The 16,841-nt window shown below is 57.2% G+C and carries 18 protein-coding genes; 16 read left to right on the top strand and 2 right to left on the bottom strand.

From position 1 onward, the window contains the following. Positions 1–286 precede the first annotated feature (286 nt). Genes ACOJCM_RS01525 through ACOJCM_RS01515 form a run of 3 tightly spaced genes read left to right on the top strand, consistent with a single transcriptional unit; the run spans position 287 to position 1,823 of the window. A complete protein-coding gene (locus tag ACOJCM_RS01525; protein WP_445210294.1) occupies positions 287–871 on the top strand; it encodes a TetR/AcrR family transcriptional regulator in 585 nt (194 codons plus the stop codon). Positions 872–891: 20 nt separating this feature from the next. After that, complete coding sequence (locus ACOJCM_RS01520) at positions 892–1,179, top strand: YciI family protein (RefSeq protein WP_445210293.1); 288 nt, start codon at positions 892–894, stop codon at positions 1,177–1,179. Between the two features lie 29 nt (positions 1,180–1,208). Then, positions 1,209–1,823 carry a DNA-3-methyladenine glycosylase I gene (locus ACOJCM_RS01515; protein ID WP_445210292.1) on the top strand — a complete coding sequence of 205 codons (615 nt, stop codon included), beginning with the start codon at positions 1,209–1,211 and terminating at the stop codon, positions 1,821–1,823. A 65-nt stretch (positions 1,824–1,888) separates the two neighbouring features. On the opposite strand, the gene fabF is transcribed toward ACOJCM_RS01515, so the two are convergent. Next, the gene (fabF, locus tag ACOJCM_RS01510; protein WP_445210291.1) at positions 1,889–3,154 is read right to left on the bottom strand and encodes a beta-ketoacyl-ACP synthase II; all 1,266 of its coding nucleotides are present in this window, start codon (positions 3,152–3,154) and stop codon (positions 1,889–1,891) included. Positions 3,155–3,245: 91 nt separating this feature from the next. On the opposite strand from fabF, the gene ACOJCM_RS01505 reads away from it, so the two are divergent. From ACOJCM_RS01505 to ACOJCM_RS01495, 3 genes are all read left to right on the top strand, one after another. Further along, positions 3,246–3,908, top strand: a complete 663-nt coding sequence (locus ACOJCM_RS01505) for a TetR/AcrR family transcriptional regulator (protein ID WP_445210290.1) — start codon at positions 3,246–3,248, stop codon at positions 3,906–3,908. 81 nt (positions 3,909–3,989) lie between these two features. Continuing rightward, positions 3,990–4,418, top strand: coding sequence for a pyrimidine dimer DNA glycosylase/endonuclease V (locus ACOJCM_RS01500; protein WP_445210289.1), 429 nt, complete (start codon positions 3,990–3,992; stop codon positions 4,416–4,418). A gap of 81 nt (positions 4,419–4,499) precedes the next feature. Continuing rightward, positions 4,500–4,826, top strand: coding sequence for a hypothetical protein (locus ACOJCM_RS01495; protein ID WP_445210288.1), 327 nt, complete (start codon positions 4,500–4,502; stop codon positions 4,824–4,826). Between the two features lie 23 nt (positions 4,827–4,849). Here the strand turns inward: ACOJCM_RS01495 and ACOJCM_RS01490 are convergent, their stop codons facing one another. After that, on the bottom strand, positions 4,850–6,910 hold the full coding sequence (locus ACOJCM_RS01490; protein WP_445210287.1) for a hypothetical protein: 2,061 nt from the start codon (positions 6,908–6,910) through the stop codon (positions 4,850–4,852). Positions 6,911–7,013: 103 nt separating this feature from the next. Here ACOJCM_RS01490 and ACOJCM_RS01485 point away from each other — a divergent pair, with 103 nt between their 5' ends. The 10 genes from ACOJCM_RS01485 (at position 7,014) to ACOJCM_RS01440 (ending at position 16,815) form a co-directional block, all read left to right on the top strand. Then, positions 7,014–7,382 carry a truncated hemoglobin gene (locus tag ACOJCM_RS01485; RefSeq protein ID WP_445210286.1) on the top strand — a complete coding sequence of 123 codons (369 nt, stop codon included), beginning with the start codon at positions 7,014–7,016 and terminating at the stop codon, positions 7,380–7,382. 218 nt (positions 7,383–7,600) lie between these two features. Then, a complete protein-coding gene (locus ACOJCM_RS01480; protein WP_445210285.1) occupies positions 7,601–8,044 on the top strand; it encodes a DUF1801 domain-containing protein in 444 nt (147 codons plus the stop codon). A 19-nt stretch (positions 8,045–8,063) separates the two neighbouring features. After that, positions 8,064–8,678, top strand: coding sequence for an NAD(P)H-dependent oxidoreductase (locus ACOJCM_RS01475; protein WP_445210284.1), 615 nt, complete (start codon positions 8,064–8,066; stop codon positions 8,676–8,678). Positions 8,679–8,883: 205 nt separating this feature from the next. Next, entirely contained in the window at positions 8,884–11,082 is a 2,199-nt protein-coding gene (katG, locus tag ACOJCM_RS01470) for a catalase/peroxidase HPI (protein ID WP_445210283.1), read from the top strand. A 341-nt stretch (positions 11,083–11,423) separates the two neighbouring features. Next, positions 11,424–12,038: a DUF1294 domain-containing protein gene (locus ACOJCM_RS01465; RefSeq protein ID WP_445210282.1), complete on the top strand. Its 615-nt coding sequence runs from the start codon at positions 11,424–11,426 to the stop codon at positions 12,036–12,038. 242 nt (positions 12,039–12,280) lie between these two features. Then, on the top strand, positions 12,281–12,967 hold the full coding sequence (locus tag ACOJCM_RS01460) for a DUF4145 domain-containing protein (RefSeq protein ID WP_445210281.1): 687 nt from the start codon (positions 12,281–12,283) through the stop codon (positions 12,965–12,967). 76 nt (positions 12,968–13,043) lie between these two features. Continuing rightward, a complete protein-coding gene (locus tag ACOJCM_RS01455) occupies positions 13,044–13,301 on the top strand; it encodes a hypothetical protein (protein ID WP_445210280.1) in 258 nt (85 codons plus the stop codon). 641 nt (positions 13,302–13,942) lie between these two features. After that, entirely contained in the window at positions 13,943–14,863 is a 921-nt protein-coding gene (locus tag ACOJCM_RS01450; RefSeq protein ID WP_445210279.1) for a hypothetical protein, read from the top strand. Between the two features lie 528 nt (positions 14,864–15,391). After that, positions 15,392–15,760, top strand: coding sequence for a hypothetical protein (locus tag ACOJCM_RS01445; RefSeq protein WP_445210278.1), 369 nt, complete (start codon positions 15,392–15,394; stop codon positions 15,758–15,760). Positions 15,761–16,149: 389 nt separating this feature from the next. Beyond that, positions 16,150–16,815: a hypothetical protein gene (locus ACOJCM_RS01440; RefSeq protein WP_445210277.1), complete on the top strand. Its 666-nt coding sequence runs from the start codon at positions 16,150–16,152 to the stop codon at positions 16,813–16,815. Positions 16,816–16,841: the final 26 nt, after the last annotated feature.

Below are 16,841 nucleotides of genomic sequence, written 5' to 3'. Positions count from 1 at the left end.
CGTACCTGAAGGCGTACGCTTACTGTCTAGGTGGCTAACGCCAGAGGTGCGTCATGTCCGGAATTACCGCAACTGAAGCGCGCAGCAATCTCTATGATTGATTGATGAAACTGCCGAGTCTCGCTTGGTGGCGTGTTCGCGTGCCGAGCCCGAGACGGTAGCCAGTCCCGAAAACCTGCGTATCGAATCCTCGACCTTGACGCCATAGGACGCCTGTCCTACTCTTCGCTTTAACGCTAGGACGCCTGTCCTAAATGGTTTGAGCTATTCAAACAACGAGGTCGCGATGCAGGAAAACTCGACGCGCGAACAGATCATTGCTGCAGCAGACGATCTATTTTATCGGCAGGGGTTCGAGCAGACCTCCTTCGCGAACATAGCGCAAGCGGTAGGTATATCTCGCGGTAATTTTTATTACCACTTCAAGACGAAGGACGAGATTCTGGAATCCGTGATCCAACGGCGGCTTGCTAACACGCGCGATATGCTCGATCAGTGGGAAGCCAAGAGCATCGAGCCTGTAGAACGCATTCGCTGCTTCATTCGAATCCTGGTAGGCAACCGGGCTAAGATCATGCACCACGGCTGTCCGGTTGGCACGCTGTGCGCGGAGCTTGCCAAGCTCGAGCATCTTCAGCGCACCGCTGCGAATGAAGTCATGACGCTATTCCGGGAGTGGCTACGCAGGCAGTTCGTTGCCCTGGGGCGTGAAACCGATGCCGATGCGCTGGCGATGCACCTGCTCGCGCGCAGCCAGGGCATTGCCCAGGTGGCAAATGTCTACCAAGACTCGAACTTTGTCGACATCGAGGTCGAGCAACTGCTCGATTGGCTGGACGCCTGCGCGTCACAGCGCACTCTCTCTGAATAATCATAAGAAGGTGATTGATGATGCACCTGGTACTTTTGCGCTTCTCGGACAACAAGAGTGAGGCAGGCCGTTTCATGGAGGGCCACAAGCAATGGCTCGAGCGCGGCTTCGATGAAGGCGTGTTTCTCGTTTCGGGCAGCATACAGCCGAAGCTGGGTGGCGCCATACTGGCGCATGACGTTTCCTTGGAGGAACTTCAGCGGCGCGTCGATGAGGATCCGTTCGTCGCGGAGGGTGTGGTGAGTGCGGAAATCATCGAAGTGGCCCCCAACAAGGCCGATGAACGGCTAGCGTTTCTACTCTCCTGAGCTTTCCAGCACGTCTAAGGGACTGACAAATGACAAAACTAACACCCGGCCCCGATGGTCGCCAACGCTGCCGCTGGTGTAGCGCGGCTCCTGAGTTTCTTGCCTATCACGACTCGGAGTGGGGTTTTCCGGTGAGTGACGATAGACGTCTCTTTGAGAAGCTGTGTCTCGAGGGGTTCCAGTCAGGATTGAGCTGGCGCACGATCCTTGCCAAGCGAGAGAACTTTCGCGCCGCCTTCTATGATTTCGACTTTGAGCGTGTCGCCCCTTTCGATCACCGCGACGTCGACCGCCTGGTTATCGATCCCGGCATCGTGCGCCACCGCGGCAAGATAGAGGCGGTGGTCAACAATGCACGGCGTGCCGTTGAGATGGTCGAGCGAGAGGGATCTCTGGCGGCATTCTTCTGGCGCCATGAGCCGGCACCACACCAGGACGTCGAGCCACAGAGCGCCTCGACCTCGGCGGAGTCGGTTGCCTTGTCCAAGGAGCTCAAGCGGCGGGGCTGGAAGTTCGTTGGCCCCACAACGGTATACGCCTTCATGCAGGCCATGGGACTGATCAACGACCACGCGATTGGCTGCGTCGTGCGTGATGAAGTCGACCGTGCCCGTGTCAGCTTCGAGCGGCCTATTGCAGCGTAGCTATAGGCACAACGACGTGAGAGAGCCCCGAGCCAGCTTGCTGGCCCGGTGCCTTACTGTCGACCTTATAGCTTGCTCACGATCAGCGCCGCATTCACCCCGCCAAACCCGAAGCCGTTGCACAGCACATGCTTGGTGGCGTGTTCGCGTGCCGAGCCCGAGACGATATCCAGGTCGTGCAGATCCTCGTCGCGGTGCTCCAGGTTCAGGGTAGGGGGCAGGCGGCCATGCATTGCCGAGAGGGCGGAGAAGATGCTCTCCACGCCGCCGGCGGCACCCAGCAAGTGGCCGGTAGCCGACTTGGTCGCGGAAATCGGAATGCCGGCCAGGGTGTCGCCGAAGGCGTTGCGCAGCGATGCGATCTCGGCCCGGTCGCCGACCGGCGTCGAGGTAGCGTGGGCGTTGATATGGTCGATGTCTGCGGGGGAAAGCCCCGCCATCCGCAGTGCCGCCCGAATGGCCGCCGCGGCGCCCGCCCCGTCTTCGGGACCGGCGGTGATGTGGTGGGCATCGGCACTGGTGCCGTAACCGCTGAGGATGGCCAGCGGTGTTGCCCCGCGTGCCTCGGCGTGGGCCAGGGTTTCGATCACCAGCAGCCCCGCGCCTTCCCCCATGACGAAGCCGTTGCGCGCCTGGTCGAAGGGGCGCGACGCCTTGGCCGGGGCGTCCTGCTCAGTGGAGAGCGCCTTCATGGCGTGGAAGCTGGCGAGCGAGAGCGGGTCGATACAGGCCTCGGCGCCGCCTACTAGGGCCACGTCTGCCTCGCCGCTGCGGATCATGCGCATGCCGTCGCCGATGGCCTGCACGCCAGCCGCACAGGCCGTGACCGGGCAGCCGATCGGCCCACGCAGCCCATAGCGAATCGACACATTGCCCGCCGCCAGGTTGGCCAGGAAGGCCGGTACGGTGAACGGCGAGAGCCGACGGTGGCCGCGCGTGGAGAGGGTGTTCTGCGCCTGGGTGATAGTGGGAAAGCCGCCGATGCCGGAACCCACGATGGTGGCAGTAGCCAGCCGCTCCGCATCGCTTTCCGGGAACCAGTTGGCCTGGGTCAGCGCCTCTTCGGCGGCGGCCATGGCATAGAGGCTGAACAGCTCCAGCTTGCGACGCTCCTTGGCATCCAGCACACGGTCCGGGTCGAGGCCGGCCTCCGGGTCGTCGGCGATGTCGGGCACCGAACCCGCGACCTTGACCGGCAAGTCGCCGGTATCGAAGCGGGTGATCGAGGAGATGCCGGAGCGGCCGGCAAGCAGGCGCTCCCAGCTTGCCTTGACGCCGCAACCAAGCGGGCTGATCATGCCCATGCCGGTGATGACGAGCGGTGATTGCATGGTAGTTTCCTGAACAGCTTGGGGTTATGCCACGCTAACACCGGACTTGATATGATCAAGATAATATTCCGCGCAGGAGTGTGAGGTCGCCATGCCCGACTCGACGAATCGCAAGGCCAGATCGCGCGAGCGCATCCTCAAGTCCGCCATTGAGCTGTTCAGCCGCCAAGGCTTCGAGAAGGTCTCCATCGGCCAGATCATGAAGCTGGCCAAGATGACCCATGGCGCCTTCTATGCGCACTTCGCCTCGAAGGAAGCGCTCTACCACGCCTCGGTGCGCGAAACCCTGGAGAGCAGCCGCGCGGCCAGGCTGGTCAAGGGGCCGCTCTCGGTCAAGCATCTGACGGAGCTGGTCGCTAACTGCTGGAACCTTCAGGAGCTGGAGCGCAAGCACAAGCCGGGGCCCGAAACGGTGCTGTTCAACGAGATCGGCAACGAGAACGCCGAGATCCGCACGCTCTTCGAAGCCTCCTACCTGCGCATGAAGAAAATGTTGGAAACCCGGCTCATCGCCCTGAGCCGCCTCAAGAAACTCCCCTTCGAACCCGACCGTGAGGTCGTCGCCGATAAGTCCCGCGTCATCCTCGCCTCGCTGGTGGGTGCCGTGGCCATCGCCAAGAGCCTGCCGGGCGAGCAGGAGCGCCAGCACATCCTCAACGCCGCTCAGCGCAACATCCTGCAAACGCTCGGTGTCGAAGAGAGTGAGCTGGAAAGCATGCTGGACGACGTGAGGCAAGAGCAGAGTCCGGCGTAGCATGACCCTCCCGGCCTTGATGCAGCCTGCCAACCGATGGTCGAGCCTTGCAGGCCGCGAAACCTCTGTGGAGCCTCATGCATGCGTCTTTGGTCGTTACATCCCAAATACCTTGATCCCCAAGGCCTGGTTGCCCTGTGGAGGGAGGCTTTGCTAGCGCAAGCTGTCTTGCGCGGCGACACACGTGGCTATCGCAACCATCCGCAGTTGCACCGATTTAGAGACCATGCGACGCCGCTTGCTGCCATTTCACTATTTTTAAAAGATATTCATTTGGAGGCCATGGCGCGTGGCTATGCCTTCGACGTAAGCAAAATCAGACCGGCCACAGCATCGGTTTCTCTTGTCGTCACCGCTGGGCAAATGGAATACGAATGGAAGCATCTCTTGGCGAAACTCAAGGTACGTAACCCTGCGTTGTACCGGAAATGGCAGGTTATCGAACGGCCAGAGGCACATCCGATATTCAGTGTGTGTCCCGGCGAAGTTGAGTCATGGGAGCGTCAGTAAAGCTGCTACGCTTCGCGCTACTCAAGACCCTTTTTCCGGTTAATACCGAATGACGCTTCTTATCCCGTACGGAAGCCCCTGATGGAAAATCCTGTAACGCCCGACGGACGGTACATGGTGGTTCGCGGCCGCCTGTGGCGCGTCTCAAACCCGAACCTCCCGGCAGAGGAGCGCGAGGGACTTGTCCGAGACCTTATGGTCGCCCGTCGGGAGGTCAAAGCAGCAATGGCAGCGGATGATGCGGAGCGTTTGGCAGCAGCCCGCAGTTCGGTCAACGCCGCTAAGGTTGCACTCGGCGAGCGCGGGCCGGTGTGGTGGAGTGATGGTGCCAGGGACTTCAACCGCCATTTGATTAAAAACACGCCTTATCGGGAGTGGTATGAGCAGCTCAGGGGGCGGCAGACCTAACCATGGTGCAAGGGTGGGAGTTGTCAGGTCGTCCAGTGGACCGGTACGCGAGGATCGGGCTCGTAGGCGAAGTAGGTGCCGGTGCGTATCGTCCGCTCCAGGTGCTCGCCGAGGCTCGGATGATGAAACGTGATTCGCTTGAGGGCATAACGCAGCGAACGGGTGGCGCTGGTACGCGCGCGTTCCAGACCGTCGCCGACGGTTCGTGCCCGGCCGTTCAGGCCGACGCCGCGGCGTAGCTCGTCAATCAGAAACTGGCGGTCGGCACGTGCGAGCTCGGCGCGGTGCAAGTCGTTGGTTGATTCGGCCTCCGCAATGTCTTCTTCCGTCTCGGCGAGCCGTTGGCGGTATGCCTCTCGGGCCTTCGAGTCGAACACTTCCAACCCGGACTGGCCCAATCCGATATGGGTATCGAACCCAGAAATATCCGAAGGTCCACCGACAGGGATCGCGCCACGTTCCACTGCCACCAGGTCGAGCACGTGAAATTCCCGACCGGGCTCCGCCAACAGGCGCTCCAGGTAACGCATGCCCTTGAGATCTTTGAGGTGAACGGTGGCGCGGTTGAACGTCACCGTACGCATATCCCCCTCGCAACAAAAGACGCAATGCTCGGGTTCCGCATCTTGTCGCGACGCTGCGACCGGGAAGTGTGCGTGAGCCAGGTCCGCCCAGGGCTGGGCGTGAAGCGTCTCGAGCGCTCGGCATGCCGCGTCGAGCTCCTGCTTCGCCGTGTTGTCGTCGCCCCCCGCGCGGTGTGCTGCAGCGAGTTCGACACGCAGTTGCGCCGCTTCGAACGGCATTCGCAGCGAGACCCATTCGATGACGGCCTCGCTCAGTAGCCGTATCGCGTTGCTTACCTGCCCCTCGAACAGCGCCAAGCGACCCTTCGCGGCGAGCGCCGAGTTCTGCAACGTGCGGCTGCGGTACGTCTGGGCAATTTCGGCGAGATCGGCCGCGGCGGTGCGCGCCGTAACGACGTCTCCGGCCGCCAGCGCGATGACCACCTGGGCCTCGCGCAGGGGAGCCCGCTGCAGCCCCCCTGAAGGCGGGCGCTCCTTCGACGGGATATCGAAGGGATGGTCGAGTGCGCTGTTGATCATCGAAAAGGCTTCGTCGACCCGACCCTGGGCCAGTCTCAGCAATGCCAGCCCCGGCTGAGGGAGCCAGGCATTTTCATGTGCCGCCAGGAAGGCCTCTTCAGCCCCCGGGAAATCGCCCTTGCGCAGCCGCGCGTTGCCAAGCTCCGTCAGCGGCCAGCCGTACTCCCGCCGCATCCATGGGCGCAACTCTTCGCAGGCCAGCAACGCCTCCTGCTCGGCGGCGTCGCAAGGCCCGCGCAGCCGCATGATTTCCGCTCGGTGCACCCGGCAGCGACCGTTGAGGCCGCCGAACGCGGCCCCATGGCGCCAGCGTTCCATTGCCTCGGTCCATTCCTCGGCGCGGTCATGCTGGCCGATCCACTGCATTGCGCAGATGACCTCGCACCACATCTGCCCCGTGGTGAGAGGGTCGAGATTGCCGGAGCTCAGCTCAACGGCAACGTCGTCCAGTGCACTCAGCCCTTCATCCAGGTCGCCATCATGGATGCGGACCCTCGCCAGGGCCACCTGGCCAATGATCGAAGGTGCGGCCAGGCCATGCCTCTGTCCTCCGTCCATGGCACGCTGCGCCCACTGGGCCGTGCCTGGCATGTCACCGCACATCAGGCGCTCATAGGTACGCACCGCGGCGAGCCACACCCATACCGGGTTGTCGGGGGCGTCCTCCACCAAGCGCTCCGCCCGCGACAGCCAGGCGCGCACGGTGGCCATCAGGCCCGTATCCATCATCAGGTACATGCCGACCATGACGGCGGCGAAAGCTGCCTCGTGGAGGCGACGCTCTTCCAGGTGCAGGTGGTAGAGCTCCCCATAGGCGGTCAGCGTGCCTTCCAGATCGCCGGTCCCGTACGCCGCCTGGGCACGCAGCTCCAGCAGCTCGGCCGAAGGGGGCAGGGAAATCCCGGCGAGCAGTTGCTGTGCCCGGGCGAAGTCGCCGGTGTCGAGGGCGGTGCGAATCGACGACAGTTCAGCTTCCGTCATCGCTCAGTTGCCTTTGTTGCGGTTGTAACAAGGATTGTCACGCCCTTTAGGTAGGTACTCAGGTACCTGACCGTAACCGCATCCCATAGAGGAGCATGCCGACATGAACGCAACCCTATATGACAGACTCGGCGGTCGCGAAGGTATTGACAAGCTCTGCGACCGCATCGTCGAACTCCACCTTCAGAATGACGTCGCCGGCCCACGCTACCAAGCGCTCGACGACGAGGCGCTGACCCGGGCACGCGTCAAGGTGAAGGAGTTCATCGCGGCCGGTACCGGCGGACCTGTGGAGTATACCGGCCGCTCGATGCTCGAGACCCACACTGGAATGAACGTCAGCGCAGCCGAATACATGGCCGTGATGGACGACATCATGCAGGCGATGAACGAGATGGCGTATCCGCGCCCGGTCTGCGATGAAGTGCTGGGCATTGCCTATTCGCTCAAGGGCGAAATCATTCACCGTTGATTAAAGCCTTGCCGTGTCCGCCCGCGGGCTGGGTGCGTCTCTCCCTCATAAGCCGGTATCGACCCGCAGGCGCCGGTCGATACCGGCCTAAGCATCATCGCCATGACTGGCCAAGTCTTCGCCTAATCTGTAGCTGGTATGCTTGGCGACATAGAATGGGGCGGCGCCTGGCGTCACGCCAACTGCCTCTGTACAAGCTGACGAAGAGGGAAGCGGAGATGACTCGCGACAAGACCAAACCACCGTCGGAAGCGAAGCCGAAGCTCTTGTCGGGAGGCAACCCGCAGATCCCCAAGGGGGACGGCGACGCCCCGGTACAGGCCTATATCGATGCCATGCCGGAGTGGAAGCAGGACATCGGGCGGCGGCTCGATTCACTCATCGTGCGTACAGTGCCCGAGGTGCGCAAGGCCGTGAGGTGGAACTCGTCCTTCTACGGCATCGAGGGCGAGGGGTGGTTCCTTACGTTTCATTGCTTCACGAAGTACATCAAGGTGGCATTTCTCAACGGCGCCTCGCTCGAGCCACCGCCGCCTGTCGCCTCCAAGGACCCCAACACGCGCTACCTGCACATCCACCATGATGAGCCGATCGACGAAGCCCAACTGGAAGAGTGGGTTCGCCAGGCATCTCGGCTGCCCGGCGAGCGTATGTTCCAGTGAATGGAAGAGCCCAACACCCATGAAATGCCTCGTGATTGCAGCGCATCCGCTGGCGCAAAGCCTGTGTGGATCCCTTACCCAGCGTGCTGTCGATGCGCTCGAGGCGCTGGGGCATAGCGTTGAGGTGGAGAATCTCTATGCCGAGAAATTCGACGCGGCGTTGACGGAGGTTGAGCGGCGCAGCTACTACGACGGGCCGTACGCTGCACGGCAGGTAGAAGCACAGATCGAACGGCTACTCGCGGTAGAGGCCGTCGTGCTCGTCTTTCCCACCTGGTGGTTCGGCTTTCCCGCCATTCTCAAGGGCTGGTTCGATCGGGTATGGGCCCCGGGCGTGGCCTACGACCACGCCGATCGCTACGGCCCCATCAAGCCCAGGCTCACGCAACTGCGCCACATGCTGGCAATAACGTCGCTTGGCTCGCCGTGGTGGGTCGATCGGTTTGTGCTGAGGCAGCCGGTCAAGCGTGTGCTCAAGACCGCCATCGTTGGCACCTGTGCCCCGCAGTGTCGGCTGAACATGCTGTCGCTGTACCAGAGCGAGCGACTATCGCCGCAGCAGGTCGAGCGATTCGGTCGGCGGATCGAGCGTGCCCTCCAGCGATGGCCAGCTACCGTGCTTGATCGCGGCTGACTGTGCCCACTCATAGCCTGTCCCTATCGAGGCGAAAGCCTCCCTTCGCCTTGACGGCTTCGTTCCGGAATCCTTCACTGTAATCGATGGCTTATGGGTCTTTCACACCTTCTGAATGGCCGGAAGGTGTTTCCACGAATCCGAGGCGATGCTGACGTGTTGGCTCGATTGCCCTGTAGGCCTCCATCCAGTCGAGGAGAAGACCGTGACCGATCAAAAGCCTACACGCCCGGAGTGGGCTGCGCGTACCACGCCCCGTCTGCAGGGCAACGAACACTGGTGGCCCGACCAGCTCACCCTCAACGTGCTGCACCAGAAGCACCCCGACGCCAGCCCGTTCGGGGCCGATTTCCGCTACGGCGAGGCGTTCTCGCAGCTCGATGTCGACGCGCTGACCGCCGATGTCGATGCGCTGATGACCGACTCGCAGGATTGGTGGCCCGCCGACTGGGGCCACTACGGGCCGTTCTTCATTCGCATGTCATGGCACGCGGCCGGCACCTACCGGGCAATCGACGGCCGTGGCGGCGGCGGCACCGGCGCGCAGCGCTTCGCCCCGCTCAACAGCTGGCCCGACAACGGCAATCTGGACAAGGCGCGCCGCCTGCTCTGGCCGATCAAGAAGAAGTACGGCGAAAAGATCTCCTGGGCCGACCTGTTGGTCTTCGCCGGCAACCGCGCGCTCGAAACCATGGGCTTCCGTACCTTCGGCTTCGGCTTTGGCCGCTCCGACATCTGGGCGCCCGAGGACGACATCTACTGGGGCCCCGAGACCGAGTGGCTCTCCACCAACGACGAGCGCTACACCGGCAGTTGGGAAGACGGCAGCCGCGTACTCGATAACCCGCTCGCTGCGGTGCAGATGGGCCTGATCTACGTGAACCCCGAAGGCCCCAACGGCATTCCCGATGCGATGAAGTCCGCCCAGGACGTGCGCGAGACCTTCGCCCGCATGGGCATGAACGACCGCGAGACTGTCGCGCTGACCGTCGGCGGCCACACCTTCGGCAAGATGCACGGTAACGGTTCCCCCGACGCTGTCGGCGATGCGCCCGAGGCCGCGAGGATCCACGAGCAGGGCCTCGGCTGGGCCAACAAGCACGAGACAGGTCTCGGCGAGTACACGGTGACCTCCGGGCTCGAGGGCGCCTGGACCCCGACGCCGACCAAGTGGGACAACACCTACCTCAACACCATCTTTGCCCACCAGTGGGAGGTGAAGAAATCGCCCGCCGGCGCCAACCAGTGGGAGCCGGTCGAGGTGAAGGAGGGCTACTGGGTGCCCGATGCCCACGTGGAAGGCAAGAAGAACCCGCCGGTGATGAACACCGCCGACATGGCGATGATTACCGACCCCGCTTATCTTGAGATCGCCGACGAGTTCCACCGGAACCCGGACGTGCTCGCCGACGAGTTCGCCCGGGCCTGGTACAAGCTGCTGCATCGCGACATGGGGCCGCGCGCCCGCTACCTCGGCCCGCAGGTGCCGAACGAGGTGCTCGTCTGGCAGGACCCGGTACCCGAGCACGAGGGGCCGCTGGTCAACGAACAGCAGATCGCCACGCTCAAGCAGCAGATCGCCGATTCCGGCCTCACCGCCAAGCAGCTGGTGGGCACCGCCTGGGCCGCGGCCTGCACCTACCGCCAGACCGACCACCGCGGCGGCGTCAACGGCGCGCGCATTCGCCTTGAACCGCAGATCGGCTGGGATATCAATGTGCGCTCCGGTGTGCCCGAGGTGCTCGACCGGCTCCAGCAGCTCAAGGACGCCTCCGATGCCAACATCTCGCTGGCGGACATGATCGTGCTGGGCGGTAACGTCGGGGTCGAGATGGCGGCGAAGGCGGGCGGACACAACATCACCGTGCCGTTCACCCCCGGCCGTACCGACGCGAGCCAGGAGATGACCGAGGTGGACACCCACGCCTACCTGGAGCCGCGGCACGATGCCTTCCGCAACTACATGCAGCCCCAGGCGACCTCCATCCCGGCCGAGCACCTGATGGTCGACCGCGCTTTCATGCTCAACCTCAGCGTACCGCAGATGGCGGCGCTGCTTGGCGGCATGCGGGCCATCGGCGTCAACGTCGGCGACAACAAGGACGGCATGTTCACCGACCGCCCCGGCCAACTGACCAACGACTTCTTCGCCAACCTCATCGACATGGGCACCGTGTGGGAGCCGACCGATGAGAACGAGGAGAGCTTCGTCGGCCGCGACCGCAAGACGGGCGAGCAGAAGTGGACCGCCACCCGCGTCGACCTCATCTACGGCTCCAACTCCCAGCTGCGCGCCATCGCCGAGGAGTACGCCGCAGACGGCGGCGAGGAGCGCATGATCGACCGCTTCGTGAAAGGCTGGGTCAAGGTCATGGAGAACGACCGCTTCGACCTGCACCGCTGAACGACAGGTCCGCGATAGTAACGCGGACCTGGCGCCAAACCGACCCCGAAGGCTGAGCAATCAGCTTTCGGGGTTTTTATTTCCCCCTCATGCTTTCGTTGGCGTTGCCCTAAACGTAATGCTTGGTTACGGTACGTAAAAAGCCGCAGTAGACGGCTTACATGACTAATACGTACACAGGGATGCCGCACTAGGGGTGATGTAAATCATCATCCGTTCTGCCAGCAGGGCGGTAGCGTGCCCCGCCTCCCCATTTCCCCGCCTGACAAAACCATTCTTATCTAAAAATTCCAGCAACTTATTGGCTTCAAAGTTAATTCGGCCGCGCAGGAGAGAACACAATGCGGCAGCAAGGCAAGCTCACACAATGGAACGACGCCAAGGGCTTCGGCTTCATCACGCCGACCGCAGGCGGCCCTCGCGTGTTCGTCCACATCAGCGCCTTTCCGCGCGATGGGCGCCGCCCAATAGTCAACGAGCCGATTACCTACCACCTGGCAAACGACGGCCAGAACAGGCCGAGGGCGCAGAAGGCGCTCTACCTGAACGCAGCACACCATGGTTCCCTGCGCCCCAAAGGGCTGATGATGGCATGCAGCGTAGCCGCTGCCTTCTTCGCACTCCTGGCAGCCCTTAGCGTTCTGGGCCATGTGCCATGGCAGCTCATAGCGGCATACGCGCTGTTGAGCGTGATTACCTTCGCCATGTACGGCATCGACAAAGCCGCAGCAGGGAAGGGCAAAAGGCGCACGCCAGAAGCCACGCTGCTCCTCGCAGGCTTGATCGGTGGCTGGCCTGGTGCGCTGGTGGCACAGCGGCTATTTCGGCACAAAACCAGGAAGCAGCCGTTTCAGGCCATATTTTGGTGTGCGGTGGTGTTGAATTGTGTGGTGCTTGGGTGGCTTGTTTATACGGGGGAGGTGACGCGACTTTGGGCTGGTTTAGGGATCGGTTAACTGGTGCGGTGTGAAACGGTGGTTGCCTTCATTTCTATTAGTTTATTCGCATACAGTATATTGGAGCCGGCAAAGCGAGCATGCGCGCGAATTCTGCATAGGTGGCCGAGCTATACTTAGGTTTTCGAAGAATCAACGAGTTGGAAGAAAGGAAGCGCGTCAGATAATATTGTTGAACGCGCAGGATGTTCATTGAATATCAGGACGTGCAGTCCAATGACTGTTAGTCATGGAAACTAAACATGGGTGAAATAACCAAGAAATTCGCTTTTCCCGATGACTATAACGGAAAGCAGCGTATCGTTTGCCGAGAATGTAGTAGAGAAACACTGCATGCAATTGTCTGCTCATACGAAGAAAGTGGTAGCGAAGATTGTAGAGGCGGAAACTCCGTTGACTGGCACTGTAAAAACCAAATTATCCAATGTCTTGGTTGTGAAACAGTATCATTCCGGACCGTATCGACATTCTCCGAAGATGTGGAATACGATCATGATGGTCCATATCACCCAGAAACCGTCAAGTATTACCCTGGACGCTCGGAGGGCTTAAAGTCTATCGAGTCCTATCTGCTGCCGCACAAAATACAGGAAATTTATAAAGAAACAACATTATCAATCGAAAATGAGCAATATGTATTGGCAGGCATTGGCATTAGAGCAATAGTTGAAACTGTGTGCAAGGAACTTGATGCAAAAGGGAATAACCTATTTGAAAAAATCAACTCCTTAAAAAATAAATCAATAGTGACCCCCGAAGGCGCAGACACTCTCCACAAATTGAGAGTTCTAGGCAACGATGCTGCTCATGAGGTCAAAGCACATAATTCGCAGCAGCTAGAGCTTGCCATGAAAATTATCGAACACATGCTAGATGGCACATATATTATTCCAATCAAAGTTCAGCATGTTTTTCCAAAAAATGGCTAACAGTCGCATAAACTCGGACTACAAAAAGCTACGCTCCGCTTTTTGCGTCCGGTTATGCGTGGCGTTAGGAGAACGCATGAGTATGTTTGATGATAGTGAAATTGCCGTAACGCTTTATGTCGGAAAGGAAATTAAAATTCCTTATAAAAACGTAAAGAATCTTCAAGAATACTTTGGTGTGCATCCTATTGATGTTGGTGGCATGTCAATAGCTGGCTCCAAGAAAGAATACGTAAAAATAGAAACATTTGACGGAAAAACGTTTGAAATCCCGCGATCTTCAGGGAACGACACAGAAATTTTAAGCTTTTTACTTAGGTGGCAGCGTCGCTAACCCTTCTGTTAAGTGGGGCGCGCCAAAAGCCGCGCGCCTTACCTTTACGTTAGGAGATGAGTTGTGCTCTATAGCTTTGAGTTCGCAAAGAGGCTCATCGAGGCAGCAGAGTCGGTATTCCGTGACGGAGCCGAAAAGGATGAGACTGGTCGCACTGTTCTATATTTGAGTTGTTTGTCTTGTGAAATCAGCCTAAAAGCTCTTCTAGAACGCTCTGGCTACTCATCAAAGGAGTTGAAGAAGTTGTCTCACGACCTATCTAGGTTATTGTCTGAGGTCAGTTCTTGCACTGTTGCCTCAACTGGCGAAAGGGCTTCTCGCATCAGGTCGAAAATCGTGATTCCAGAGACCGCGAATGGCACAGTCGGGACGTTACTTGAGTCAGAGATGTCGGGCGGTTCCGTTTATCCAAACGAGATACGTTATGGAAGTGCAGTGCTGCATTATCCTCCAGAGGCAATGCTGAACTGTGCAAAAACAGTGATTGATTGGTGCCTTCAACATGACGGGAGTCTTGTCCGTGCGCAAATCTCCTAACAATTCGCAGCAGTTCGCGGCCTATGGCCGCCGGACGCCCCTGACGGGCCGCCGCTGTGCTCCGCGTTAAAAGCCCGAGTTACCCACTATCTTAAAGGTGAAGCTTGAACCATTACAAGAATAGATTGATATGTTTCTTAGATGTCCTGGGCTTTTCAGCCATGGTCGAAAAAGCGGGGATCGAAGAGATTTATAAGAAATATTCAGAGTTCGTCGATACTGCAAAAAACAAGGTCTTTTTTGGAGTTCCCGAGGACTACGAAGGGCCGAGCAACAATTTTGAGATATCTGAGATAGTTTCTGACTCAATACTTTTGGTTTCCTATGATATCGATAATGTGGCTTCTGTTAATAATTTCATAGGCTCCATTAATTTCTTTTTAGAGCTCGGCTTAAAGAGTGGCTTTATGTTTCGTGGGTGCATTAATCAGGGAGACATAATTTATGATGAGGAGCGGCGTATATTTCTGAGCAACGAGTTTAACGAGCTAGCAAAGTTTGAGCCGCAGATAAGTGCTCCCGTTTGCGTGATCTTTGAAAAGGCTAAAGCTACGGTCGTCTCCTCTTTGTTCGGAGACGAAATCTCCAGTCGTGGGGTGGCTCCCTCAAAGTCTTTGCCTGTAATTAAGTTTGATGTGCCTTTAAATGGTGGGAAAGAAGAATCATATTGGTGCATCAATTACACATACTTTTGCAATCAACGCCATCTAAAAGAAGCGATTGAGTATCTGGAAGGTGATTCCGTAAAGAAGAGCAGTTTTATTCGCTATATTGATTTCCTAGATGCGTTGCCAGAAGATAGGCTGATGCCTAGTGAGGTTAATATTTACGGGACTTTCGTAAAGGTTATGAAAAGCAGAAGCGGAATGAGAGTAGCAATCACGAATGGGGGTGGTGAAACCCTTCTGGCGGCTATTCACTGGGGGTTTCCTCAGATATTCATTAAACCGCCAGAAGAAATAGAAATGAAAATAGACCCAAAAACAGGGCAAGTTAGTTTCAATGCAAAAGGGCGGTGGTATTAGGTATCCTTTCCTGAGTTAGCCTAATAGCTTTTAACAAGGCGCTGTTGTCGGACCAATTTTCCGCTGCGCTACAAATTGGCCGCAAAGCGCGGCGTTATTCGCAGAAAATTCGAGAGTTGAATCTATGAAAATGACTTCTCTTGAGAAGTTGCACCACAGCATGAGGCAAATTGAAAGCGATATGCAGCAGTTCGTACTTTTGGCCTGTACCCGATGAGGATGGAGGTGATTTGGGGCTAAAGTTGTTACCAAGTATATGAAAGTGGAGAAATTTCTTGATCAGCTGAGAGATGAGCATCCAGACTTATATAACATGATCGAAGATAGCGCCAGAGCTCAGCTTGATAAGATGGAGACTACGTCCGTTCTGTCAGAAGATATCGACAGTGTATTTATAAGGGAAATTATTGAAAGTAATCAAGGTGACTTTAAAAAACACACTTCCTTGATGTGAGACTCAAATGTACAAACATTGTCATTTGGGTACCATTTCTAAATGGCTGGCTGAGTTTTATATGGATTTTTAAGATGAAAGCTAAAAGCGCTATTAAGACAAAAATTAGCCGAAGGTCTTTTCCTATAGCTATTGAAATGAGACCTCTCTGGCGAATCTCGCTGATTGTAATTGCTATAAAAATTGTTGGCGGCGATAAGCTTTACCTAGATACTAAAAAATTAAATATCTTAGTTTGGATGTTAATCACAAGTGTTAACTGGGATGACTATGAGGAATATCTTCAGGGCAGAGCTCTAGAAGCGGCTGGGCCTGAGTCAGGAGGCGCTGGCCGAGTACTGTTTCGATCGTCGCTTGTGCGTCTCCATAGCTTCCATCAAGCGGGCCGAGAGTGGCAAGGCGGTGCTGTATCGCACTGCTCGCCATCTGGACTAGATCTATGAGGTCGAGGTGTTGTCGGTGGAGGCCGATGAGTCGGCGCTGGCGAGCTGAGTCTTGCATTTAGGTGGTAGTCTGGCGGAAGGGGGCTCGGCGCTATTAGGGCTGCCGCGGGCTTACCGTGGGCTAGTTTAGGGTTCGGTTAACAGTAACCAGAGCTGTGGCACGTCATTGTCTTCTCTGTATCCCGTTCTATTAGTTTATACGCATACGGTATATTGGTGCCGGCAAAGCGCGCAAGCGCGCGAATTCTGCATAGGTGGCTGAGCTATACTTAGGTGACAAAAAAATCAAGGAGTTGGAAGAAATGAAGCACGTCAGTTTATATTGTTGAACGCGCACGCTTTTTTATCCAATACTAGGACGTGCAGTCCAATCACTGTTAGGTTTTTTGATGAAAGCTCATGCTAGTTTGATTAAAGCTCCCGCTATTCTTAATGATGTAAGAGAGCTGATTGCATCTCAAATAAGTGAGCGTACGGTATCCATTTCCGCCATAAAGGAGAGCGTTTCGGCTATCGAAGCCTTTATGAATGAACTAGGCGAATTGGGGTACGGATACGAGAGTCATGGTCATAAAAGTACGAATCCTACCCCGGAGGGTAGAATAGTTCTACTTGGAAAAAGCCTAAGACAAGCAGAGTCTGATAGAAAAAGCATCAAAGCCAAAGTTCAAATTGCGTATCAATCATTAACATCAAAAAAATTGGCTAAAGTAAATTCTCCTGCTTATCAAAGGTTCTCACTTGTCGTAGATATAAGAAATGAATTGGTGCACCCAAAAGCGTCAGTTCTAAAGTTTACAGATGAAGGAATTCTTCTCCCCAAAAATGAACAGAAAATAATTGTCAGACTTAAGTCTAATGGATTCTCTCCTGTAGAAGAAAATTATCATGATTGGAGTAGCATCGTAAGCAATCGAAAATTCGCTCTTTGGGCTTATCAAGCAATAGTTGATATTATGATCTTCCTATTTCAATTCTGGCCCCATAAACATGCAGTTGATAGTTACCACCAGATGTATGGTCTTAATCTTAGAGAGATATCAGCATGGGCCTAACAAGCCCGCTCAATAGTGACGCCGCA

The organism is Billgrantia hypersalina, assembly GCF_052584175.1.
This window is presented reverse-complemented; position numbering and strand designations above follow the sequence as displayed.